This window comes from Stenotrophomonas sp. GD04145 (genome assembly GCF_029835135.1).
GTDB classification, from domain to species: Bacteria; Pseudomonadota; Gammaproteobacteria; order Xanthomonadales; family Xanthomonadaceae; genus Stenotrophomonas; species Stenotrophomonas maltophilia_P.
The window spans coordinates 119,411-141,429 of the sequence record NZ_JAODZG010000004.1 but is presented as its reverse complement, the minus strand read 5'-3'; the positions used below and the strand labels follow the sequence as shown (position 1 = coordinate 141,429).

Annotated in this window: 21 protein-coding genes and 1 tRNA gene; 14 read left to right on the top strand and 8 right to left on the bottom strand. The window is 66.4% G+C overall.

The window, feature by feature from the left end:
* Nucleotides 1-134: 134 nt before the first annotated feature.
* Nucleotides 135-575 (top strand): group III truncated hemoglobin, encoded by a 441-nt coding sequence (locus tag N7367_RS03870; RefSeq protein ID WP_065175929.1) that lies wholly within the window; start codon nucleotides 135-137, stop codon nucleotides 573-575.
* Nucleotides 576-619: 44 nt separating this feature from the next.
* Complete coding sequence (gene hemN, locus N7367_RS03865) at nucleotides 620-2,029, top strand: oxygen-independent coproporphyrinogen III oxidase (RefSeq protein WP_279941767.1); 1,410 nt, start codon at nucleotides 620-622, stop codon at nucleotides 2,027-2,029.
* Nucleotides 2,030-2,078: 49 nt separating this feature from the next.
* Here hemN and N7367_RS03860 read toward each other — a convergent pair.
* Nucleotides 2,079-2,165 (bottom strand) — tRNA-Leu (locus N7367_RS03860).
* 131 nt (nucleotides 2,166-2,296) lie between these two features.
* Here N7367_RS03860 and N7367_RS03855 point away from each other — a divergent pair.
* The 4 genes from N7367_RS03855 (at nucleotide 2,297) to N7367_RS03840 (ending at nucleotide 6,315) form a co-directional block, all read left to right on the top strand.
* Nucleotides 2,297-2,731, top strand: coding sequence for a BLUF domain-containing protein (locus N7367_RS03855; RefSeq protein WP_279941766.1), 435 nt, complete (start codon nucleotides 2,297-2,299; stop codon nucleotides 2,729-2,731).
* A 135-nt stretch (nucleotides 2,732-2,866) separates the two neighbouring features.
* Nucleotides 2,867-4,153, top strand: coding sequence for a nucleotide sugar dehydrogenase (locus N7367_RS03850; RefSeq protein ID WP_279941765.1), 1,287 nt, complete (start codon nucleotides 2,867-2,869; stop codon nucleotides 4,151-4,153).
* Between the two features lie 55 nt (nucleotides 4,154-4,208).
* On the top strand, nucleotides 4,209-5,831 hold the full coding sequence (locus tag N7367_RS03845) for an FMN-binding glutamate synthase family protein (protein ID WP_053519800.1): 1,623 nt from the start codon (nucleotides 4,209-4,211) through the stop codon (nucleotides 5,829-5,831).
* Between the two features lie 22 nt (nucleotides 5,832-5,853).
* The gene (locus tag N7367_RS03840; RefSeq protein ID WP_279941764.1) at nucleotides 5,854-6,315 is read left to right on the top strand and encodes a GNAT family N-acetyltransferase; all 462 of its coding nucleotides are present in this window, start codon (nucleotides 5,854-5,856) and stop codon (nucleotides 6,313-6,315) included.
* 50 nt (nucleotides 6,316-6,365) lie between these two features.
* On the opposite strand, the gene N7367_RS03835 is transcribed toward N7367_RS03840, so the two are convergent.
* Both N7367_RS03835 and N7367_RS03830 read right to left on the bottom strand, forming a co-directional pair.
* Nucleotides 6,366-7,613, bottom strand: coding sequence for a TIGR03862 family flavoprotein (locus N7367_RS03835; RefSeq protein ID WP_279941763.1), 1,248 nt, complete (start codon nucleotides 7,611-7,613; stop codon nucleotides 6,366-6,368).
* A complete protein-coding gene (locus N7367_RS03830) occupies nucleotides 7,600-8,034 on the bottom strand; it encodes an FKBP-type peptidyl-prolyl cis-trans isomerase (RefSeq protein ID WP_065174917.1) in 435 nt (144 codons plus the stop codon). Before N7367_RS03830 ends, N7367_RS03835 begins: the two co-directional genes overlap by 14 nt.
* A gap of 69 nt (nucleotides 8,035-8,103) precedes the next feature.
* Here N7367_RS03830 and N7367_RS03825 point away from each other — a divergent pair, with 69 nt between their 5' ends.
* From N7367_RS03825 to N7367_RS03810, 4 genes are all read left to right on the top strand, one after another.
* A complete protein-coding gene (locus tag N7367_RS03825; RefSeq protein WP_053519804.1) occupies nucleotides 8,104-8,469 on the top strand; it encodes a DUF6164 family protein in 366 nt (121 codons plus the stop codon).
* 68 nt (nucleotides 8,470-8,537) lie between these two features.
* Nucleotides 8,538-9,305 (top strand): sulfurtransferase, encoded by a 768-nt coding sequence (locus tag N7367_RS03820; protein ID WP_053519805.1) that lies wholly within the window; start codon nucleotides 8,538-8,540, stop codon nucleotides 9,303-9,305.
* A gap of 148 nt (nucleotides 9,306-9,453) precedes the next feature.
* Complete coding sequence (locus N7367_RS03815) at nucleotides 9,454-10,449, top strand: LLM class flavin-dependent oxidoreductase (RefSeq protein ID WP_279941762.1); 996 nt, start codon at nucleotides 9,454-9,456, stop codon at nucleotides 10,447-10,449.
* Nucleotides 10,450-10,517: 68 nt separating this feature from the next.
* Nucleotides 10,518-11,015: a pyridoxamine 5'-phosphate oxidase family protein gene (locus N7367_RS03810; protein ID WP_053519807.1), complete on the top strand. Its 498-nt coding sequence runs from the start codon at nucleotides 10,518-10,520 to the stop codon at nucleotides 11,013-11,015.
* Nucleotides 11,016-11,025: 10 nt separating this feature from the next.
* Here N7367_RS03810 and N7367_RS03805 read toward each other — a convergent pair whose 3' ends face one another.
* Together N7367_RS03805 and N7367_RS03800 are read right to left on the bottom strand one after the other, a co-directional pair.
* Nucleotides 11,026-11,679: an exopolysaccharide biosynthesis protein gene (locus N7367_RS03805; RefSeq protein ID WP_279941760.1), complete on the bottom strand. Its 654-nt coding sequence runs from the start codon at nucleotides 11,677-11,679 to the stop codon at nucleotides 11,026-11,028.
* On the bottom strand, nucleotides 11,663-12,967 hold the full coding sequence (locus tag N7367_RS03800; RefSeq protein ID WP_065181250.1) for a hemolysin family protein: 1,305 nt from the start codon (nucleotides 12,965-12,967) through the stop codon (nucleotides 11,663-11,665). The genes N7367_RS03805 and N7367_RS03800 overlap by 17 nt, the downstream gene beginning before the upstream one ends.
* Nucleotides 12,968-13,259: 292 nt before the next feature.
* Here N7367_RS03800 and N7367_RS03795 point away from each other — a divergent pair, with 292 nt between their 5' ends.
* Entirely contained in the window at nucleotides 13,260-13,886 is a 627-nt protein-coding gene (locus N7367_RS03795; protein WP_004152833.1) for a DUF47 family protein, read from the top strand.
* A 13-nt stretch (nucleotides 13,887-13,899) separates the two neighbouring features.
* The gene (locus tag N7367_RS03790) at nucleotides 13,900-15,021 is read left to right on the top strand and encodes an inorganic phosphate transporter (protein WP_053519810.1); all 1,122 of its coding nucleotides are present in this window, start codon (nucleotides 13,900-13,902) and stop codon (nucleotides 15,019-15,021) included.
* 240 nt (nucleotides 15,022-15,261) lie between these two features.
* Here the strand turns inward: N7367_RS03790 and N7367_RS03785 are convergent, their stop codons facing one another.
* The 3 genes from N7367_RS03785 to parE form a co-directional block, all read right to left on the bottom strand.
* On the bottom strand, nucleotides 15,262-16,758 hold the full coding sequence (locus N7367_RS03785; protein WP_279941759.1) for a S10 family peptidase: 1,497 nt from the start codon (nucleotides 16,756-16,758) through the stop codon (nucleotides 15,262-15,264).
* A gap of 110 nt (nucleotides 16,759-16,868) precedes the next feature.
* A complete protein-coding gene (locus N7367_RS03780) occupies nucleotides 16,869-17,447 on the bottom strand; it encodes a GNAT family protein (RefSeq protein WP_065174922.1) in 579 nt (192 codons plus the stop codon).
* A gap of 151 nt (nucleotides 17,448-17,598) precedes the next feature.
* A complete protein-coding gene (gene parE / locus N7367_RS03775; RefSeq protein WP_053519719.1) occupies nucleotides 17,599-19,488 on the bottom strand; it encodes a DNA topoisomerase IV subunit B in 1,890 nt (629 codons plus the stop codon).
* A 160-nt stretch (nucleotides 19,489-19,648) separates the two neighbouring features.
* Here parE and N7367_RS03770 point away from each other — a divergent pair, with 160 nt between their 5' ends.
* The gene (locus tag N7367_RS03770) at nucleotides 19,649-19,882 is read left to right on the top strand and encodes a hypothetical protein (RefSeq protein ID WP_053519720.1); all 234 of its coding nucleotides are present in this window, start codon (nucleotides 19,649-19,651) and stop codon (nucleotides 19,880-19,882) included.
* Between the two features lie 413 nt (nucleotides 19,883-20,295).
* Complete coding sequence (locus tag N7367_RS03765; protein ID WP_065174923.1) at nucleotides 20,296-21,960, top strand: CTP synthase; 1,665 nt, start codon at nucleotides 20,296-20,298, stop codon at nucleotides 21,958-21,960.
* Nucleotides 21,961-22,019: the final 59 nt, after the last annotated feature.

The window sequence follows — 22,019 nt, the reverse complement described above, 5'->3', positions numbered from 1 at the left end:
TGGCGCAGCATCCGCAGGGCATGTTTCCTGCAGGCATGTCAGCCTAGGCGCGCCCACGCGCGCCGACATTGATCTGGATCAACGGCGGTGCCGGCCGGTTGGCGCACCCTGCCGGCAATCGCCTGGTGCCTCTGATGAACGCTACGCCATCACTCGTCCCTCCTGTCGCCTCGCCCGCGCTGTGTACCGAAGAGGACGTGACCCGTCTGGTCCACGACTTCTATGCACGCGTGCGTGAGGAGGAGCGTCTGGGCCCCGTGTTCGACGCGCATGTGCACGATTGGCCCGGGCATCTGGCGCAACTGGTGGATTTCTGGTCCGCAATGCTCAGGGGAACGCGTCGCTTCAAGGGATCGCCCATGTCCAAGCACATGGCCATCGCCCTGGACAAGGACCTGTTCGACCGCTGGCTCGCGCTGTTCCGGCGCACCACCGCCGAATGCGGCAATCCACCGATGCAGGCGCTGGCCGATGATGTGGCCGCGCGCATTGCGGAAACGTTCTGGCGCCGGTACCAGATGCTGCGCTGGCCGCAGGTGGCGCTGCCGGTGCTGGGCGTTCCTGCGCGGGATTGATCTGGGTCAAGGCGGCACTGACTGTCCGGCGCGATGCTGGCGGCATGGACACGTTCTCTCCCGCTGCCGGCGGCCTGGCCTGGACCTTCGACCCCGATCTGCTGCGCCGGCATGACCGGCCCGGACCGCGCTACACCTCGTATCCGACCGCTCCGCACTTCCACGATGGTTTCGGCGCGCCCGCACTGCGCCAGGCGATCGCGGACAGCGACGTGCTGGCACGCGCGCTGTCGCTGTACGTGCATGTCCCGTTCTGCTCCAGCCCGTGCTTCTACTGCGGCTGCAACCGGGTGATCACCCGTGATCGAAGCCGTGGCCACAGCTATGTCTCACGGGTCCTGGCCGAGGCCGATCTGCTGGCGCCGCAGTTCCAGAAGGGCCGTGAGGTGATCCAGCTGCACCTGGGGGGCGGAACGCCGAATTTCCTGGATGCCGAGGCAATGACCACGCTGATCGACGGCCTTCGCCGGCGTTTTGACTTCAGCTGCTCGGCCGAGCGCGATTTCTCGATCGAGCTTGATCCACGCTTCATCGAAACGCGTGACGTGGCGATGCTGGCACGGCTGGGCTTCAATCGCGCCAGCCTGGGCGTGCAGGACTTCGATCCCTCGGTCCAGGCGTCGATCAACCGTGTGCAGGGTGTACAGCAGACCCTGGACATCCTGCGTGCCTGTCGTGACAGCGGCATGCGATCGGTCAACGTGGATCTCATCTACGGGCTGCCGGGACAAAGCCAGGAAGGATTCGGCCGCACTCTCGAGCAGGTGCTTGCACTGCGACCGGACCGACTGGCGGTGTATGGCTACGCGCACCTTCCGCATCTGTTCCGCGCGCAGCGGCAGATAGACGAGCGCGCGCTGCCCTCGCCGGAGGACAAGCTTGCGCTGCTGGGACTTGCCGTGCAGCAGCTGTCCGCAGCGGGCTACCAGTACATCGGCATGGATCATTTCGCGCTGCCGGAAGAGGATCTTTCGCGCGCCCAGCGCGCTGGCCAGCTGCATCGCAACTTCATGGGCTACACCACCCATGCCGATACCGACCTGCTGGGCCTCGGCGTCAGCGCGATCAGTCATATCGGTGCGACCTACAGCCAGAACCCACGCGACCTGCCGTCCTGGGAGAGTGCGGTCGATCAGGGCCAGCTGCCGGTCTGGCGTGGCGTGGCGCTCAGCGCCGACGATCAGCTGCGCGCAGACCTGATCCAGCAGCTGATGTGCCAGGGAGAGGTCGATGGACGCGCGCTCGGCGATCGCCACGGCATCGTGTTCGACGACTACTTCGCCGAGGACCTGTGCGCCGTTCGACGGCTGCAGGACGATGGCCTGGTCGAGTATCGCGATGGCATGGTCCGTGCCAGCGAACGCGGCCGGCCGCTTCTGCGCCTGCTGGCGATGTGCTTCGATCCCCATCTGCGTGCAGCGCACGAGCAGCCGCGCTATTCGCGCGCGATCTGAGCGGTCGGGAGGTTCACGCCACTGCGTGTCGCATTCTGCCCGAAAGCCCTGGTGCCCGGAGCCGGAATCGAACCGGCATGACCTTGCGGTCGGCGGATTTTAAGTCCGATGCGTCTACCAGTTTCGCCATCCGGGCCTGCAGTGCGGCGCCGATTGTAGCCCAGCGGGGGCTCCAGCACCGGCGGCCGGGCATCGCACGGCGTGCTTAACTGTATCGCCCATTCATGCCATAGTCCCGACCATCGTTCCCAGGGGGGGAGCCACCTGATGTCGCTCTACGCGATCACCTACGTCAGCGATGCCCGCGCCGATCTGCGGACATCCGATCTTGACCGCCTGCTGGCCGATGCCACGGCGTTCAATCGCGTGGCTGGCGTCACCGGGGTGCTGATGTTCGACGGTGCGCGCTTCCTGCAGTATCTCGAAGGTCCGCAGGATGGTATCGATTCGGTGTTCCCGCGCATCCTCAATGCCCGCAGCCATACCCAGTTGAAGGTGCTGTGCCGGGCGCCCGTGCCGCAGCGGGCGTTCCCCCGCTGGAACATGGGGACGCGACGCATCGAGGCGGAGCTGCTGGCACAGATCGTCGGTGAGGCGTGGCCGGGGTTGACGCTGGGCAGCGTGGGGTTCGAGCACCTGCTGCAGGCCTGGACCGGGGCCGATGGCGAGCTGGAGCCTGCCGCGGTCGCACTGGGCTCCTGACCTTGGCGACAAGGTCCTGACACCGTTACGCTGTAGCCCTCTTGCGAAGACTTCCCGGAGCGGGCAGCGAATGAGCGTGATGGCCGAAGCGGCGGCAGTGGGCGATCCGTCGCTGCCGGCATGGCGGGTACATTGATGAGCGTGCCGGTGTCGGCGGCGGAAGCGCCCCGGTTCGCGGTGATCGGTCTGGGTTACGTGGGCCTGCCACTGGCCGTGGCATTCGGCCGGGAACAGCCGACGCTCGGCTTCGACATCGACCCCGAACGCATCGCCGAGCTGCGCGCGGGCCAGGACCACACGCTGGAGGTGGAGGCCGGGGAACTCGCCGCTGCACGCCAGCTGGAGTACAGCAGCGACCCTGCGCGGCTGGACGAGTGCAACGTGTACATCGTCACCGTGCCGACGCCCATCGATGCCTACGAGCAGCCTGATCTGGAACCCCTGCGCTCGGCGACGCGGTTGATCGCCAGCCATCTGCGCGCCGGCGATCTGGTGATCTACGAGTCCACGGTCTATCCCGGCACGACCGAGGAAGTCTGCGTGCCCTTGCTGGAGCAGGGTTCGGGCCTGCGATTCAACGAAGATTTCTACTGCGGCTACAGTCCGGAGCGGGTCAGCCCGGGGGACCGCCAGCGCCGTCTGGCGGACATCCGCAAGATCACCTCGGGTTCGACACCGGAGGTGGCGTCGGTGGTCGATGGGCTGTACCGCCGCATCATCGACGCAGGCACCTTCCCGGCGCCATCGATGCGCGTGGCCGAAGCGGCCAAGGTGGTCGAGAACATCCAGCGCGACGTCAACATCGCCCTGGTCAACGAGCTGGCGCTGATTTTCGACCGTCTCGGCATCGATACCCAGGACGTGCTGGACGCCGCGGGCAGCAAGTGGAATTTCCTGCCGTTCCGTCCCGGTCTGGTCGGTGGCCACTGCATCGGCGTGGATCCCTACTACCTGCTGCACAAGTCGGAAAGTGTGGGTTACCACCCGGACCTCATCCACACCGCGCGGCAGGTCAACAACCGCGTCGGCGAGCACGTGGCCACGCGCGTCCTGGCCATGTTGGCCGAGCGCGGCCGAAGCGCGGCCCGGGCGCGCGTGCTGGTGCTGGGCGTCACCTTCAAGGAAGACTGCCCCGATCTGCGCAACAGTCGTGCGCTGGAGCTGGCGCAGCGCCTGGCAGACGCAGGCGCCCAGGTCGATGTCAGCGATCCATGGGTGGGCCCGGCGGCCTTGGCCGATGCCGGTGTGCGGTGGCTGGCCGAGCCGAAGGCCGGCTGTTACGACGCGGTCGTATTGGCAGTGGCGCATGCCAGTTTCAAGGCGATGGATGAAGCCCGCATCCGCGGCCTGCTGGTGCCCGGCGGCCTGGTGTATGACGTGAAATCGGCCTGGCCGCGCAGCGTGGTCGACGATCGCCTGTAGGCGTCGATGATGGCGGGCGCGGTAGACTCGGCTGCAGTTGCAACCAAGGAACGCCATGCACCGGTATATCGTCTACCTGCTCGCCATCCTGATGTTCCCCGTCTGCCTGTGGCTGGCCACGATATGGCCTGCCTGGTACTGGGGCGTCGGTCTGACCGCCGCGATGGTGGCGCTGGGGACCTGGGATCTGCTGCAGAAGCGCAGCACCCTGCGCCGCAACTATCCGGTCATGGCGCACTTCAGATACGGGCTGGAATCGATCGGCCCGGAGATCCGCCAATACTTCGTGCAGAGTGATCTGGAAGACGTGCCCTTCTCGCGCCAGCAGCGTGCACTGATCTACCAGCGTGCCAAGAACGAGATGGATACGGTGCCGTTCGGCACGCTGCGTAGTGCATATGCGGTGGACTACGAATGGATCAACCATTCGCTGGCACCGACCACCATCGCCCGGCACGATTTCCGTGTGCTGATCGGCGCAGGCTGCGCCAAGCCCTATTCGGCGAGTGTGTTCAACATCTCGGCGATGAGCTTCGGCTCGCTGTCGGCCAACGCGATCCGCGCGCTCAATGAAGGCGCACGCCGTGGCGGCTTCTATCACGATACGGGCGAAGGCTCGATCTCGCCGTACCACCGTGAGATGGGCGGCGATCTGGTCTGGGAGATCGGCTCGGGCTACTTCGGTTGCCGCGACGAGAAGGGCGGTTTCAGCGAAGAGCGGTTCGTCGCCAACGCCACCCATGACCAGGTGAAGATGATCGAGATCAAGCTGTCCCAGGGGGCCAAGCCCGGTCATGGCGGCGTATTGCCCGCGCCGAAGGTGACGGCCGAGATCTCCGTGACCCGTGGCGTGCCGATGGGGGTTGACTGTGTATCTCCGTCGCGGCACTCGGCGTTTTCCACGCCGGTCGAACTGCTGCAGTTCGTCGCCCGCCTGCGCGAACTGTCCGGTGGCAAACCGGTCGGCTTCAAGCTGGCCATCGGCCATCCCTGGGAGTGGTTCGGCATCGCCAAGGCGATGCAGGAGACCGGCCTGTTGCCGGACTTCATCGTTGTCGATGGCGCCGAGGGCGGCACGGGCGCGGCACCAGCCGAGTTCGTTGATCATGTGGGCGTGCCGATGCACGAGGCGCTGCTGCTGGTCCACAACACCCTGGTCGGGCTGGACCTCCGCGAGCGCATCCGCATCGGTGCGGCCGGCAAGATCACCAGCGCATTCGACATTGCCCGGACCATCGCGCTCGGCGCGGACTGGTGCAATGCCGGTCGTGGCTTCATGTTCGCACTGGGGTGCATCCAGTCGTTGAGCTGCCACACCGACAAGTGCCCGACCGGCATCGCCACCCAGGACCCGGCGCGTTGGAAGCACCTCGACGCGCCTGACAAGGCCACGCGCGTGCACAGCTACCACGAGCACACGCTGCATGCCCTGAAGGAGCTGTTGTGCGCGGCCGGCCTGAATGATCCGGCCGAACTGGGGCCGGAGCACATCCTGCGCCGCGTGTCGCCGGTGGAGATCCGCTCGCTGGCGACGCTGTATCGCTATCTGGAGCCGGGAGAACTGCTGCGGCGGGTGCCGGATCACGCGGTATTCCATGCGTTCTGGGCAGATGCGCGCAGTGATTCATTCCAGCCGCCGGCGCGGATCCAGGCGCTGAGAGCCAGCAAGTCGCGGTGATTGGGTTCCACACGGAGGTTGCATGCAGTTCAGGACCGGGACGATCGACGATGTCACGCCGCTGTGGGCCCTGCGCACGCGGTGCGTGCGCGAGACCTGCAGCAGTCACTATCCGCCGGAGGTGATCGCACCCTGGGCGGCGTCGCTGCCGCCGGCGCAGTATCCGCGGCTGCTGTCGCAGGGCGGCTGTGTGGTGGCCGAAGGCGGGCAGGGCGAGCTGCTCGGCTTTGCCGTGCTCGATATCGATAGCAATGAGGTGAATGCGCTGTTCGTCGATCCGGATCGTGGCGGACAGGGTATCGGCCAGGCGCTGATGCAGCGTCTGCTGGCGCTGGCCGATCCGGGGCGCGAGGTGGTGCTGTCGGCCTCGCTCAATGCCGTGTCCTTCTATCAGCGGCAGGGTTTCATCCGCGAACGCGAGGAAAGCTATCCCCATCCCAGCGGGGTACCACTCGCCTCTGTACGCATGCGAAGGCCGTGGTGAGGCGCTGCTTCCGGTAGCGCCGAGCCACGCCCGCTGCTACCGCAGGCGATTCAGCGTGTGGCCAACCACTGGATCACGCCTTCGGCGGCGCGCAGGCCACTGGCATAGCAGGCCGTCAGCAGGTAGCCGCCGGTCGGCGCCTCCCAGTCCAGCATTTCGCCAGCGCAGAACACGCCGGGCAGGGCACGCAGCATCAGCCCTGCGTCGAGTGCGTCCAGCCTTACCCCTCCGGCCGTGCTGATCACCTCAGCCATCGGCCGCGGGCGCAGCAGTTTCAGCGGCAGGCGCTTGAGCGTCGCTGCGACCGCTGCAAGATCTTGGCCCGCATCCTTGCCGAGGTGCTCGAACACAAGTGCCGCTTTCACTGCGTCCACCCCGGCCTGGCGGCGCAGGTGTTCACCGAAGCTGCGGCCCTTGCGTGGACGCGACAGATCGGCCAGCAGGCGTGCTTCATCGCGACCCGGCGCCAGGTCCAGCCACAATGGCGCACAACCCTTGCGGTTGATGGTTTCGCGCAGGTCGGCCGCCAGCGCGTAGATCAGGCTGCCTTCGATGCCATAGTCGCTGGCGACGCATTCGCCCTGCAGTGACCGTGGTTGGCCTGTCAGGTCGATCCAGTGCGCCACCACTGGCTTCAAGGGGGCACCGGCATTGCGCTGGGCGAACAGGGGCGTCCAGTCGACATCGAACCCGCAGTTGGCGGCCTGCAACGGCGCGATGTCGACGCCGCGCGCCCGCAGCGGTGCCACCCAGGCACCGTCGCTGCCGAGATGCGGCCAACTGCCGCCGCCCAGCGCCAGCACGGTGGCATCAGCGTGCACGTCGAGGTGGCCGTCTTCGGTGGTGAAGCGCAGCGCGCCGTCGCTGGCCCATCCGCACCAGCGGTGATTCACGTGCAGGCGTACGCCCTGCTCCTTCAAGCGGCGCACCCAGCCGCGCAGCAGGGGCGCAGCCTTGCGATCGACCGGGAACACGCGGCCGGAACTGCCGACATAGGTCTCCACGCCGAGATCGGCGGCCCAGTCGCGCAGTGCCTGCGCGTCGAACCCGTCCAGCCAGCGGCCGACTTCACCGGCCTGCTCGCGGTAGCGGCTGTCGAACAGCGGGCGCGCATCGGAGTGGGTCAGGTTGAGCCCGCCCTTGCCGGCGATCAGGAACTTGCGACCGGGGGAACCCTTGGCTTCATAGAGGTCCACCTCCAGGCCGGCGGCGCGCAGGCGCTCGGCAGCGAACAGCCCTGCCGGGCCGCCACCGACGACAGCCACGCGGCGCGGTGCATGTCGATCAGGGTTGGACATCGAGCAGCTCGACATCGAACACCAGCGAGGAGCCCGGCGGGATCGGGCCGGCGCGACGGCTGCCGTAGCCCAGGTCCGGGGGGATCATCAGGGTGCGCTTGCCGCCGACCTTCATGCCGGCCACGCCTTCATCCCAGCCGCGGATGACCTGGCCGGCACCGAGCACGAAGGTGAACGGCTGGCCGCGTCCGACCGAGCTGTCGAATGTCTTGCCATGCTTGCTCTCGGTGCGGTTGTCGTAGATCCAGCCGGTGTAGTGCACGGTGACCTTCCGTCCCGCCACCGCTTCGGCCCCGGTACCGGGCTGGATGTCGATGCGCTCGAAGGTGGTCAGCGAGCCTCCCGGTGGTGGGCCGGACGGCTCCATCGAGCAGCCGGCAGCAGCAAGGGACAGCAACAGGGGAAGCAGCAGTCGGCGCATCGGGCATCTCCGTCGGGCGCAGGGCGAGGGCGGCAAGGGTAGCGCATCGGCGCCGGGTATCATGGCGCCATGGCCAAACTCCTGCTCAATCTGCGCAATGTCGGCGATGACGAATACGCCGACGTCTGCACGCTCCTGGATCGCCACGGCATCGCCTGGTACCGCACCGAGCCCAGTCCCTGGGGCATTTCCAATGGCGGGCTGTGGCTCCGCGAGGACGGCGATCATGCGCGCGCCAAGGCATTGATGGCCGAGTACCAGGCCGAGCGCGCGCCACGCATCCGGGCCGAGCGTGAGCAGGCCCTGCGTGATGGCACGGCCGAGACCTTCGGCAGCCTGCTGCGGCGCCGGCCGCTGTATGTCGTGCTGGTACTGCTGGCGATGCTGGGCGCTGCTGCCCTGGTGCTGCTGCCGTTCATGCTGCTGCGGGGGTAGGGCGCTCCAGCCGCCGATCATCGACCCCGGGTCCTGACCCGGTGGCGGCCAGGCGCTAAAATGCGCGGATGATCGCCAATACCGCCGCCTATCATTTCACTGCCATCGACGCCCCCGAGGTTCTGTGCGACCAACTGCTGGCGCGTGCCGAAGCGGCTGGGCTGCGCGGCACGATCCTGGTGGCGGGCGAGGGCCTGAATCTGTTCCTGGCGGGCGCCCCGGCCGCCATCGAGGGCTTCTACGCGGCACTGCGTGAGGATCCGCGTCTGGCCGGAATGCGGGTCAAGACCAGCTTCAGCGAGCATCAGCCCTTCGCGCGGCTCAAGGCCAGAGTGAAGCCGGAGATCATCAGTTTCCGCCGCGATGACGGCCAGCCGCTGGCCTATCCACGCGCGCCGGCGGTCGATCCGGCCACCGTACAGCGTTGGTTGCGGCAGGGCCACGACGATGCGGGAAAGCCGGTGGTGATGCTCGATACCCGCAATCTGCAGGAGGTGGAGTACGGCACGTTCAAGGACGCGCTGGTGCTGCCGATCCACAAGTTCACCGATCTGCCGGAGGCCCTGGCGCCGCACCGCGACGCATTGAAGGACAGCACCGTGGTCAGCTTCTGCACGGGTGGCATCCGCTGCGAGAAGGCCGCACTGTGGATGCTCAATGACGGCATGGACAACGTGCTGCAGCTCGATGGCGGCATTCTCGGCTACTTCGAAGAGGTGGGCGGCGAGGGCTACGACGGGCGCTGTTTCGTGTTCGATGAACGGGTGGCGCTGGATGCGGAGCTCAGGCCGCTGGTGGATGAGCCGCTGCCGGAACCACGCCCCAGCGCCTTCTGAGCGGCTGTCCCGGGCGCCGGTCGTGCACGGCTGTCCGGTCCACCTGGGGAGCTGACCCGCCCGGCAGGAATCAGCGTCCCGCCACCGGCACTGGCCGCCGTGCCGGGCCGACCCCATGCAGAGGGGATCTTTTGACGGAAACCGCCTGATGATCCCGTTGTCGATCCTCGACCTGGCCCCGGTCTGCGAGGGCAGCGATACCACTGCCGCCTTCTCCAACATGCTGGCACTGGCCCAGCATGCCGATGCGCTGGGCTACCGCCGCTACTGGCTGGCCGAACACCACAACATGCCCGGTATCGCCAGCGCGGCCACCGCCGTGCTGATCGGGCACGTTGCCGGTGGCACGCAGCGCATCCGTGTCGGTGCAGGCGGCATCATGCTGCCCAACCATGCGCCGCTGCAGGTGGCCGAGCAGTTCGGCACGCTGGCCTCGCTCTATCCGGACCGCATCGATCTGGGGCTGGGGCGGGCGCCCGGCACCGACCAGCCGACCGCCCGCGCGCTGCGGCGCTATTTCGACAGCGCTGACCAGTTCCCGCAGGATGTGCGTGAGCTGCTGCATTACTTCGAGCCGGTCCAGCCCGGTCAGGCGGTGCAGGCCGTGCCTGGCGGCGGCCTGCGGGTGCCGACGTGGATCCTGGGTTCCAGCCTGTTCGGTGCGCGCATGGCGGCATCGATGGGGCTGCCGTACGCCTTCGCCTCGCACTTCGCCCCGGACGCGATGGATGAGGCGCTGGCAGTCTATCGCCGCGAATTCCGTCCTTCGGCCACGTTGAAGCAACCGCACGCGATGCTGGCATTGAACGTGGTGGCCAGCGACAGCGAAGCCGAATCGCGCCGCCTGTTCACCAGCCAGCAGCAGAGCTTCGTCAATCTGCGCCGGGGGCGTCCCGGCAAGATCCCGGCACCGATCGACGACATCGAATCGTTCTGGGAGCCGCACGAGAAACTGGGTGTCGAGCGGGCATTGGCGTGCACGGTGCTGGGTGATCCGCAGCAGGTGGCCGAGGGTATCGCCGCGTTCTTCGAACGCCATCGACCTGACGAACTGATGCTCACCGCCAATCTGTATGACCATCGCGCGAGGCTGCGCTCGTTCGAGCTGACCATGCGGGCGTGGCACGATCGCCACGCGGGCTGAACGATTGCATCACGGCGCATTGCAGACCTTCCGCGTCTGATGGGGGCTCCCTACCCCTGGAGCTCCCCATGTCGGATTCCCGCGCAGAACACATCGCCCAACTGGCCGAACTGATCAAGGACGTGGAGGTGGCGATGTTCACCACGGTCGGTGTCGATGGTCGCCTGTACAGCCGTCCGCTTGGTACCCAGCAGGTCGCCTTCGATGGTGACCTCTGGTTCGCTACCGCAGCCGACAGCCCGAAGGTGGCGGAGATCGCACTCAATCCGCGGGTCAACGTGGCCTACGCCTCGACGTCGAAGAACACCTATGTGTCGGTGGCGGGCAATGCGCGCATCGTCGACGATCGAGCCAAGGTGGAAGCGCTGTGGTCGCCAGCGATGAAGCTGTTCTTCCCCGGCGGCAAGGACGATCCGAACCTTCGGCTCATCCACGTGCAGGCCGAATCGGCCGAGTACTGGGATGGGCCGGGCACGCTGCTGGGCAGGGCGCTGACGTTCGTGCTGTCTGCGGTACAGGATGAGCCAGGCCAGCTTGCCGACAACGGTTTCGTCGACCTGCGTTGATGGGCCCGGTTCAGAACCAGCGCTGGAACAGTTCGACGGTGTAGCTCACCAGTTGGCCGGAACTGAAACCAAAGAACGCGATTGCCGCCAATGCTCCGATCCAGTTGACCAGCATCAGCGCGCCGTCGCGCTCGAGCAGGGCCAGCGAGAACAGCAGCAGCTGGAAGCCGAACAGATAGTTGGTGAACGGGATCGGCAGCGACAGCAGGATGCCCAGCAGGACCAGCAGTGCGCCGGTGAACGCGTGAGCCGGCAGCGGCTTGAGCAGCTGCGGCAGGCGTGGCCTGAGCATGCGGTCCAAGCGCCGCAGCGGGCGGTCGATGCGGTCCAGGAACCGGTGCATGGTGCCGCGCTTCGGCCCGCGGCGGGCAATGAAGCCCGGCAGCCAGGGGCGCCGCACGCAGCACAGCATCTGCAGGCCGATCAGGATCACCAGGGGGCCACTGACCGCACCGCCCAGCCCCGGAATCGGGATGAACGACGGCAGGATCGCCACGAACAGGAAAACGCCGAAGGCGCTCTGCTGCAGATCCTGCAGGATCTGGCCCAGCTTCATGTGCTGGGCCGGATCACCCCAGGCGAACATTTCCAGCAGCGTGCGGATGCCTTCGTTGCGATAGGCAGGTGCTGCGTCGCGCGGGCCGGACTCAGGCGGTGAGCTCATCGGCCTGCTCGTCCGACAGCGTGCGCAGCAGCAGCTTGTCCACACGTGCACCGTCCAGGTCGACGATCTCGAAGCGCCAGCCGGCCCAGTCGAAGTACTCGCCCGCGTGCGGGATGCGGCCGAAGTAGTGGATGCACATGCCGGCCAGGGTGTAGTAGTCGCCCTCTTCGGCGTCGGGAAGCTCGTTGCTGCCGATCAGCTCGCGGAGGTCGTCCACCGGCAGCGAGCCGTCCACCAGCAGCGAGCCGTCCTCACGGGTCACCACCAGTGCGTCCTCGTCGGCATTCTCCACCGCCTGCAGGCGGCCGACCACTGCGCCCATCAGGTCGCTGATGGTGACCAGTCCCTGGATCTCGCCGTATTCGTCGACGACCAGCGCCATCGACTGCTGTTCTTCCCGGAAGATCTCCAGCAGCTTCATCGCATGGGTGGACTCGGAAACGTACAACGGCTCGCGCAGGGTCTGGAACAGCGCGTTGTCGCCGCGTGCCATGCGGGTCGCCAGCGATTTCAGTTCAAGCACACCAACCACATCCATGTCGTTGTCGCGATAGACCGGATAGCGCGAGAACTCATGCTCGGCCATGATTTCCAGGTTGCGGTCCAGGCCGGCCTGCGTGTCCAGCCAGGCGATCCGGTTGCGCGGCGTCATCAGGCTGTCGGCGGTGCGATCGCCCAGCCGCATCACGCGGTTCATCATGTCGCGCTCATGGGTATCGATCACACCTGCCTCGTGGCTTTCGGCCACCAGCATGCGGATCTCCTCTTCGGTCACCGAGGCGGCTTCGTCCTTGCCCAGGCCAAGTGCCTTCAGCACCAGCTGGGTCGTCCTGGACAGCAGCCAGACGAAGGGCAGGGCCAGTTTGGCCAGCCAGCTCATCGGCATGGCCACCAGGCTGGCAATGGTCTCGGAGCGGGTCAGGGCCAGCCGCTTGGGCACCAGCTCACCAAAGATCAGGGTCACGAAGGTGATGAGGGTCACGGCCAGCGTGGTGCCGACCTGGGAGGCGTAGGTGAAGCCGGGCATCAGGCCCTGCAGCCAGCCGGCAATGGCGTCGCCGATGGCGTCGCCGCCCAGGTAGCCGGTCAGCACGCCGATGACGGTGATGCCGATCTGGACCGTGGACAGGAAGCTCTCGGGCTTTTCGGACAGCTCCAGGGCCTTGGCGGCGCGCTTGGAGCTGCCGGCCATCTGCTTGAGACGGCTCTTGCGCGAGGTCATGACCGACATCTCGGACATGGCGAAGAAGCCGTTCAACAGAACCAGCGCGAAGACAATCAAGATCATTTCAAACACGGGCGTCGTCCCCGGTTGGTGGCAGGGAGGGCGGGTGCTTGCGATGGCGGCAGGCGCTCAGGAGCAGAGTCCGGCGCGGCGCTGGGGGATAAGGGTCGTCGTCCATAAGGTGCGCCCGAGGGCGCGCTGGCATCTTAGCAAAGGGCCGTGGCAAGGTGGCAACTGCCTGTTCAGGTTGGCGGGTTCCACCCCCGGAAAGGGGGCGGGGATACCCGAGATGGTCATCTAGCCGTCATAATTCCGTCCGGTGCCGTCCTTCCCGCGACGGCTGACAGGTTTCTCAATGTTCTCTCTGCAGACCATTTTCGGTTCCGGCAAACAGTTCTACACCCTGCTCGATGAGGCTGCCGTCGCGGCCTCCGACGCCGCCAAGGCGCTGCATTCCATGCTGCGCGAGGCCGACCGCCAGCCCGCGCTGGACGCCTTCAAGCTGGCCCGCCTGCGCGAGCGTGCGGCGTCGGACAAGATCAGCCAGGCGCTGGTGGACAGCTTCATGACGCCGATCGAGCGTGAAGACATCGAAGCGCTGGGGTCGGCGCTGTACAAGATCCCCAAGCAGATCGAGAAGTTCGCCGATCGCTATTCGCTGGCCACGACCCACCTGGAGCACATCGACTTCGCGCCGCGCGCGGCGATGCTGGAGCAGGCCGCCGGCGTGGTGGTGGAGATGGTGGCCGACCTGCGCCACATGAACCTGGACCGGATGACCGCGCTCAACGAGAAGCTGCGCTCGCTGGAGAACGAGGCCGACCGGCTGATGCTGGAGCTGTACCGTGACATCTATTCCGGGCGCCTGGACAACCTGCAGATGTTCCTGCTCAAGGAATTCTTCGAGATCCTGGAAAAAGCCATCGACCGCTGCCGCGAGGCCGGCGTGGTGGCGTACCAGATCGTGCTGAAGAACAGCTGACGGACGCCGCCGCATGTTGACCCTCGTCCTGGTGGTGATCCTGGCTGCGCTCGTCTTCGAGTTCATCAACGGCTTCCACGACACCGCCAACTCCATCGCCACCGTGGTGGCGACCAAGGTGCTCTCGCCCGGCTGGGCGGTGATGCTCGCCGCCTTCATGAACCTGATCGGTGCCCTGACCGGTACGGCGGTGGCGCTGACCATCGCGTCGGGCCTGCTCAACACCAACGTGGTCGATGTCACCCCGCAGGTGATCCTGTGCGCCCTGCTGGGCGGCATCATCTGGAACCTGATCACCTGGTGGAAGGGGCTGCCGTCCTCGTCCTCGCACGCCCTGATCGGTGGCCTGTGCGGCGCCGGGCTGGCGGCCGCGCACAACAACTGGGATGCGCTGATCTGGTCCGAACGGCTCGGCAGCTGGGCGCAGAACAAGGGCCTGCTGTGGAAGGTGTTCGTGCCGATGATCACCTCGCCGATTGCCGGTTTCCTGCTGGGCATCGTGGTGATGGTGCTGCTGTGGGGCCTGATTGCCGGTCTGGCCAGGATCGGTGGTGCGATTGGCCGCCTGGCCCGTCCGCGCTGGGTCAATGCCTTCTTCGGCAAGGCGCAGATCGTCTCGGCCGCCTACATGGGCTTCGCACACGGGCACAACGATGCGCAGAAGACCATGGGCATCATCGCCATGACCCTGATCGGTGCCGAAGCCACCGGTGCACTGGACAACCTGCCGTCCTGGCTGGCCTTCATGCACCCGGATGCGCAGGCCGGTGACGGCATCGCGATGTGGATCGTGCTGACCTGTGCGGTGGTGATGGCCGCCGGTACCGCTTCGGGTGGCTGGAAGATCATCAAGACGCTGGGCCACAAGATGGTCAAGCTGCATCCGATCCACGGCTTCGCGGCGGAGACCAGCTCGGCCACCATCCTGACCCTGGCCGCCCATTTCGGCATGCCGGTCTCGACCACGCACAGCATCTCCACCGCGATCATGGGCGTGGGCTTTGCCAAGAATCCGCGTTCGCTGAAGTTCGGCGTGATCGAGCGCATCGTCTGGGCCTGGATCCTGACCATCCCGGCGGCAGGTGGCTGTGCGTACCTGATCCTGAAGCTGTTCGAGCTGTTCGGCTGGACCTGATGCCAGCAACCCTGGGGTCAGAGCCCTTTCCCTGCAGATAGGGATCTGACCCCGGAAATGAAAAAGCCCGCCGGATTCCGGCGGGCTTTTTTCATGGGCAGATCGTTTTTCCGTATCCAGCGTGTCGACCAAGGTCGACACCCACCAACAGCAGCAGGAACCTCGCCAGCCCACGGAAACCCGGCTTTCGCCGTTGCCGTTGCCGTCAGCGGGCGCGGGCCGCAGGCCCGGCCGAACCCCTCAGTTGCGCTGGAACAGTGCCTGCACATCCTTGCGGAATGCCGCCTGGCTGTCGGCACGGCTGTAGAACATGTGCCCGCCCGGGTAGCTGCGCACCTGCACGCGGTCCGGGTTGCTGCCCATCGCCGGCATCTGGTCCACGGTCAGGATCGAGCCCATGAACGGGCATGACAGGTCATTCCAGCCGTGCGCGATCAGCACCTGCAGATTCGGATCGATCGCCACCGCCTGGCGCAGCTGGGTCACCGCACCCTGGCGCAGGTCGCCGTTGCGGTCCCACAGCCGGTTCACCTCGTAGTTCAATGCCTGGTAGCGCGCATCGACCTTCCAGCCCACCACGCGGGTGACGAAGTCGACCATCGCAGTGGTGGTCGGCGCGATGATGCTGTCGAGCAGGGGATCGTTGGCGCGCTGTTCCGGATCGTTCGGGAACGGATCAAACGCCGTCACGTTCGAGTCGTAGCGGCTGCCCAGCGTGCCCTTGTCGCGGAACACTTCGCGCAGATAGGCCTGGGTTTCCAGGCGGCCGCCGGCACGACGCACGAACTGCGGGTCCAGCCCGGTCAGCTCGGTGACCCGGCGCAGCATCGCCTCGGTGGCCTGCGGATCGCTGCGGCCCTTCATCAGGGCGGTGGCGTAATCGCCGCGGGTGTACTCGATCACCTCACGCATCGCCGCGTCTGTCAGGCGGCCCTGGCGCTCCAGGTGCGCCGCCGCGATCGACGGCAGCGTCTGCATCCACGCCATCGGCGAGACGTCGGCGTTGTCTTCCAGGGTCGGGCTCAGGTACGGCGAGACCAGCACCAGGCCGTTCATCGCAACGCCCAGCCGCGTCTGCAGGTAGTGGGTGATGCGTGGGCCGCGGTAGCCACCGTAGCTCTCACCGGTGAGATACTTGCGCGACGCCATGCGCTGGTTGCGCAGCAACCAGTCGTAGATCGATCGCGACAGGTACTCGATGTCGGCACTGGGGTTGTACAGTGCCTTCTTGGCTTCGTCATCGCCGATGCGGGCACGGCTGAAGCCGGTGCCGACCGGGTCGATGAAGACCAGGTCGGTGAAGTCCAGCCACGTTCCCGGATTGTCGTGCAGCGTGGCCGGCGCCGATGCGCTGTCGCCCTCCGAACCGAAGGTCACGACCTTGGGGCCGATGGCGCCCAGATTGAGATACACAGAGGACGCGCCGGGCCCGCCGTTGAGCGCGAAGGTCACCGGCCGGTCCTTGCCGGGCATCGTGTAGGCAGTGAATACCACATCGGCGATCACCTTGCCCTTCTCGTCACGTACCGGCAGGGTCCCCACGGTGGCGGTGTAGTCGAGCGTGCGGCCTGCCAGGCGGATGCTCTGGCGGGTGGAGGCGTCGGCCGGCAGCGCAGGCGCTTCGGCCCTGTCGTCCCTGGCATCGGGCTTGGACTCGGCGGCGGGCGCGGCCAGCACGCTGGCAGGAGCGATGAGCAGGCCGACGCAGAGCGCGGCAGTGTGCAGCAGGAACTTCATGGCACCGGATCGGCAGCGGAAGGGGGTTCCGATGCTAGGCCTCCAGGGTGCCGCGTCGTATGTGTCCAAAGCCATGGCCGGGCGTTGTCGTCGGTTGCGGCCAGATTGGGTCAAGTGGGCAGGGCGGTCGCGGCTTCGTCATCGGCCAGCAGCCCGTACACAGCCGAGTCCGCCAACTCGCCCTGGATGCGCCAGCGTTGGCGCAGGAGACCCTCACGATGGAAGCCGAGGCGTTCAAGCACGTGCGCGGAGGCCGCATTGCGCGGATCGATCTCGGCTTCGACGCGATGCAGGCGCAGCGTCCGGAACAGGTAGGCCAGCACCTGCTGCAACGCCTCATGCATGTAGCCCCGGCCCTGGACCTCAGGTGCCAGCAGATAGCCGATCTCGGCACGCGCAGCATCGCGATCGACGGCAAACACCACGCAGATGCCCAGCAACGGCCCTTCCAGCGATTCGCGCACGGCCAGCTTGAGCTGGGTGCCGATGGCGTGTGCGGCGAGGTCGTCGTCGATCTGTTCGCGGGCTTCGCCCGGCCGTGTCCAGGCAGGATGGTTCCACCAGCGCATCACCGCCGGGTTGGATTGCAGCGTGAACAACGCAGCAGCGTCATCACGACGGATCGGGCTCAGGACCAGCCGCGTGCTGTGCAGGGGCAGGCCGGGGAACAGCAGCGAGTGGCTGGGCAATGCGGTGGTCCACGCGGATGAGCGCGCATTATGGACCCGCAGGGTTTGCCGATGGGGGTGTAATGCCCCGGTGGGCGGCCTGAAGCGGTACTGCCAGGCCATGCAGCCAGAGCCGTTTCCCGACAGGAAGCGGCCCCGGCCCGCGCTGGAATCAGACTTCCAGCGACGCCAGATCGCCCTTGGTCTCCAGCCAGCCCTTGCGGTCAGACGCCCGCTTCTTGGCCAGCAGCATGTCCATCAGCGAACGGGTCTGCTCGCGATCGTCCACGGTCAGCTGCACCAGGCGACGGGTGTCCGGGTGGATGGTGGACTCACGCAGCTGCGACGGGTTCATCTCGCCCAGGCCCTTGAACCGGGTCACATTGACGGCGCCCTTGATCTTCTCGCGCTCGATCTTGTCCAGCATGGAGCGCTTTTCTTCCTCGTCCAGCGCGTAGAAGACCTGCTTGCCCACGTCGATGCGGAACAGCGGCGGCATTGCCACGAACACGTGGCCGGCGTCGACCAGCGCCGGGAAGTGCTTCAGGAACAGCGCCGTCAACAGGGTGGCGATGTGCAGGCCGTCCGAGTCGGCGTCGGCCAGGATCACCACCTTGCCGTAGCGCAGGCCGCTGATGTCATCCTTGCCCGGATCGCAGCCGATGGCGATGGCCAGGTTGTGCACTTCTTCCGAGGCCAGAACGCTGTTGGAGGAGACTTCCCAGGTGTTCAGGATCTTGCCGCGCAGCGGCATGATCGCCTGGAAATCCTTGTCGCGTGCCTGCTTGGCGCTGCCGCCTGCCGAATCACCTTCCACCAGGAACAGTTCGGTACGCGACAGGTCCTGGCTGATGCAGTCGGCCAGCTTGCCCGGCAGGGCAGGGCCCTGGGTGACCTTCTTGCGGACCACCAGCTTTTCGGTCTTCAGGCGTGCGCTGGCGCGCTCAATGGCGATCTGCGCGATCTTCTCGCCCAGTTCCACGTTCTGGTTCAGCAGCAGGCTGAATGCATCGTGCGCGGCACCTTCCACGAAACCGGCGGCCTGCCGCGAGGACAGGCGTTCCTTGGTCTGCCCGCTGAACTGCGGATCGGTCATTTTCAGCGACAGCACGAACGACACGCGGTCCCACACGTCTTCCGGCGCCAGCTTCACGCCACGCGGCAGCAGGTTGCGGAAGTCGCAGAACTCTCGGAGCGCCTCCGTCAGGCCGGTGCGCAGGCCGTTGACGTGGGTACCGTGCTGGGCGGTCGGGATCAGGTTGACGTAGCTTTCCTGGACCAGCTCGCCTTCCGGCAGCCAGGCCACGGCCCAGTCCACCACTTCGGTGTCCTTCTTCAGGTTGCCGACGAACAGGTCGGCCGGCAGCATTTCGCGCTCGCCCAGCTCCAGCTTCAGGTAGTCGCGCAGGCCGTCCTCGTAGTACCAGGTGTCGACTTCGCCGGTGGCTTCGTCGGTCAGCTTCACGGTCAGGCCCGGGCACAACACCGCCTTGGCGCGCAGCAGATGCTTGAGCGCGCGCACCGCGAACTTCGGTGTATCGAAGTACTTCGGGTCCGGCCAGAAGCGCACGCGGGTGCCCGTGTTCTTCTTGCCGACCGTGCCCACCACTTCCAGCGGCGTGGCGCGGTCACCGTTACGGAAGGTGATGCGGTGTTCGGCACCTTCACGCTTGATGTGCACCTCCACCAGGGTCGACAGCGCGTTGACCACGCTGACGCCGACGCCGTGCAGGCCGCCGGAGAAGGTGTAGTTGTTGTTGCTGAACTTGCCGCCCGCGTGCAGGCGGGTCAGGATCAGCTCGACACCCGGGATCTTCTCTTCCGGATGGATGTCCACCGGCATGCCACGGCCGTCATCGCTGACCTCCACGCTGCCGTCCTTGTACAGGGTGATCTCGATCGAGCGGGCGTGGCCGGCGAGGGCCTCGTCCACCGAGTTGTCGATCACTTCCTGCGCCAGGTGGTTGGGGCGCGCGGTGTCGGTATACATGCCGGGACGGCGCTTGACCGGGTCAAGGCCGGACAGGACTTCAATATCGGCGGCGTTATAGCGGGCGTTCATCTATGTTCTAAAGCGCGGAGCGACGCGCAAGTGTGCGGTCTGGGCGGCGAATTTGCACGCCTGCGGTTCAGCCTCGCCGCCGGGGAGGGGGTAAAATGGCAGCCGCTGGAATCCGGACGCCAGCGTCCCCATGTCCCAGCCATACCGCGAGGAGGACTCCATGAAGAAGTTGCTGACCATTGCGATCCTGGCCGCTGCCGCCGTTGCGGTGCCGCTGGTGATGGCGCAGAACGCCGGCCAGCCGGCCCCGCAGCAGGGTGACCAGGCCGACAAGGCACAGGCCGAAGCCGACGCCAAGGCCAAGCGCCGTGCGCAGGCCAATGCGGAGCTGAAGGCCAAGGGCCAGCCGGTTCCGCAGCAGGAAGAAGAGGAAGAGGCGCGCAAGAAGCGCTGAGCGCACGCGCACCCTCCCTTTCCCACGGAAGCCCTGCAGAAGCGGGCTTCTGGAGACGCGACGCCCCCGCAAGGGGGCGTTTTTCGTTCGGTCGGCCTGCACAAGCCTCTTGGGTTGGCGGCCATCTATCTGTAAACTATGGCTTTCCGGGAGTAGTGCGTGTCCACCATTTGCGAATGGGCTGGCACGGCCATGCGTGGCCTCCAGCAATGCGGGTCGCAGGTGACGGTCGATGTGACCGGCGCGGTTGCCCCGACCTCGCGCGATGGTTACCGTCTGGCGCCAGCCGCCGCACGGATCGGCACCTCCCTCGCTGCCCCAGCGAACCGGAAAACCCCCTTCAAGCGCCATGTCCGCCCCCAGGGCGTGCGTGGCGCTGTCGTTTTCCATTTCCAGACAGGATGCTTGCAGCCATGACTCCCTTGATTTTCGTAACCGGCGGCGTGGTGTCCTCGCTCGGCAAAGGCATTGCCGCTGCGTCGCTGGCCGCCATTCTCGAAGCCCGTGGCCTGAAGGTCACGATGATGAAGCTCGACCCCTACATCAACGTTGATCCGGGCACCATGAGCCCGTTCCAGCACGGCGAGGTCTATGTCACCGACGACGGTGCCGAGACCGATCTCGATCTGGGCCACTACGAGCGGTTCGTGCGGACGCGCCTGAGCCGCAAGAATTCGGTCACCACCGGTCGCATCTACGAGAACGTGATCCGCAAGGAGCGTCGCGGCGATTACCTCGGCGCGACCGTGCAGGTCATTCCGCACATTACCGACGAGATCCGTCGTTGCATCGACGAAGCCACCGAGGGCTATGACGTCGCCCTGGTCGAGATCGGCGGCACCGTCGGCGACATCGAATCGCTGCCGTTCCTGGAGGCGATCCGCCAGGTGCGTACCGAGCGTGGTCCGGAGAAGGCGCTGTTCATGCACCTCACCCTGGTGCCGTACATCGGCGCGGCCGGCGAACTGAAGACCAAGCCGACCCAGCACTCGGTGAAGGAGCTGCGTTCGATCGGCATCCAGCCGGATGTGCTGTTGTGCCGTTCGGAGCAGGCCGTGCCCGATTCGGAGCGTCGCAAGATCGCCCAGTTCACCAACGTTTCCGAACGCGCCGTGATCAGCGTGCCGGACGTGGATGTGCTGTATCGCATCCCTTCTGGACTGCATGCGCAGGGCCTGGATGAGATTGTCGTCAACCAGCTGAAGCTCGCTGACAAGGCCGGTCCTGTCGATCTGTCGGTGTGGGAGGACGCGGTCGACGCCACGCTGCATCCGCTCGACGAGGTGACCATCGCCGTGGTCGGCAAGTACGTCGACCACCAGGATGCATACAAGTCGGTCGGCGAAGCACTCAAGCATGGTGGCCTGCGCCAGCGCACCCGGGTCAATCTGAAGTGGCTGGAAGCGCAGGACCTGGAAGGCACGGACATGGCCGCGCTGGCCGATGTCGATGGCATCCTGGTGCCGGGCGGATTCGGCGACCGTGGTTTCGAAGGCAAGGTGCTGACCTCGAAGTTCGCCCGCGAGAACCAGGTGCCGTACTTCGGCATCTGCTACGGCATGCAGGCGGCCGTGGTCGATTACGCGCGCAACGTGGTCGGCCTCGAAGGTGCCAACAGCACCGAGAATGATCGCCAGTCGCCGAATCCGGTGATCGGCCTGATCACCGAGTGGCGCACCGCTGCCGGTGACGTCGAGAAGCGCGACGACAAGAGCGACCTGGGCGGCACCATGCGCCTGGGCCTGCAGGAGCAGCGCCTGAAGCCGGGCACGCTGGCGCGTGAGCTGTACGGCAAGGACGTGGTGGCCGAGCGCCACCGCCACCGGTATGAGTTCAACAACCGTTATCGCACCCAGCTGGAAGACGCCGGCCTGGTGATCGCCGGCAAGTCGATGGACGACACCCTGGTGGAAGTGGTCGAGCTGCCGCGCGATGCCCATCCCTGGTTCCTGGCCTGCCAGGCGCATCCGGAGTTCCTGTCCACGCCGCGTGACGGCCACCCGCTGTTCATCGGCTTCATCCGCGCCGCACGCGAGCGCAAGGCCGGTGGCCAGCTGTTGCAGGAAGCGCGCGCCTGACTTGCGATGGGGCCCGCCAGGCCCCATCTTGCTCGCTTGAACCAAGTGCATCGGCCCGT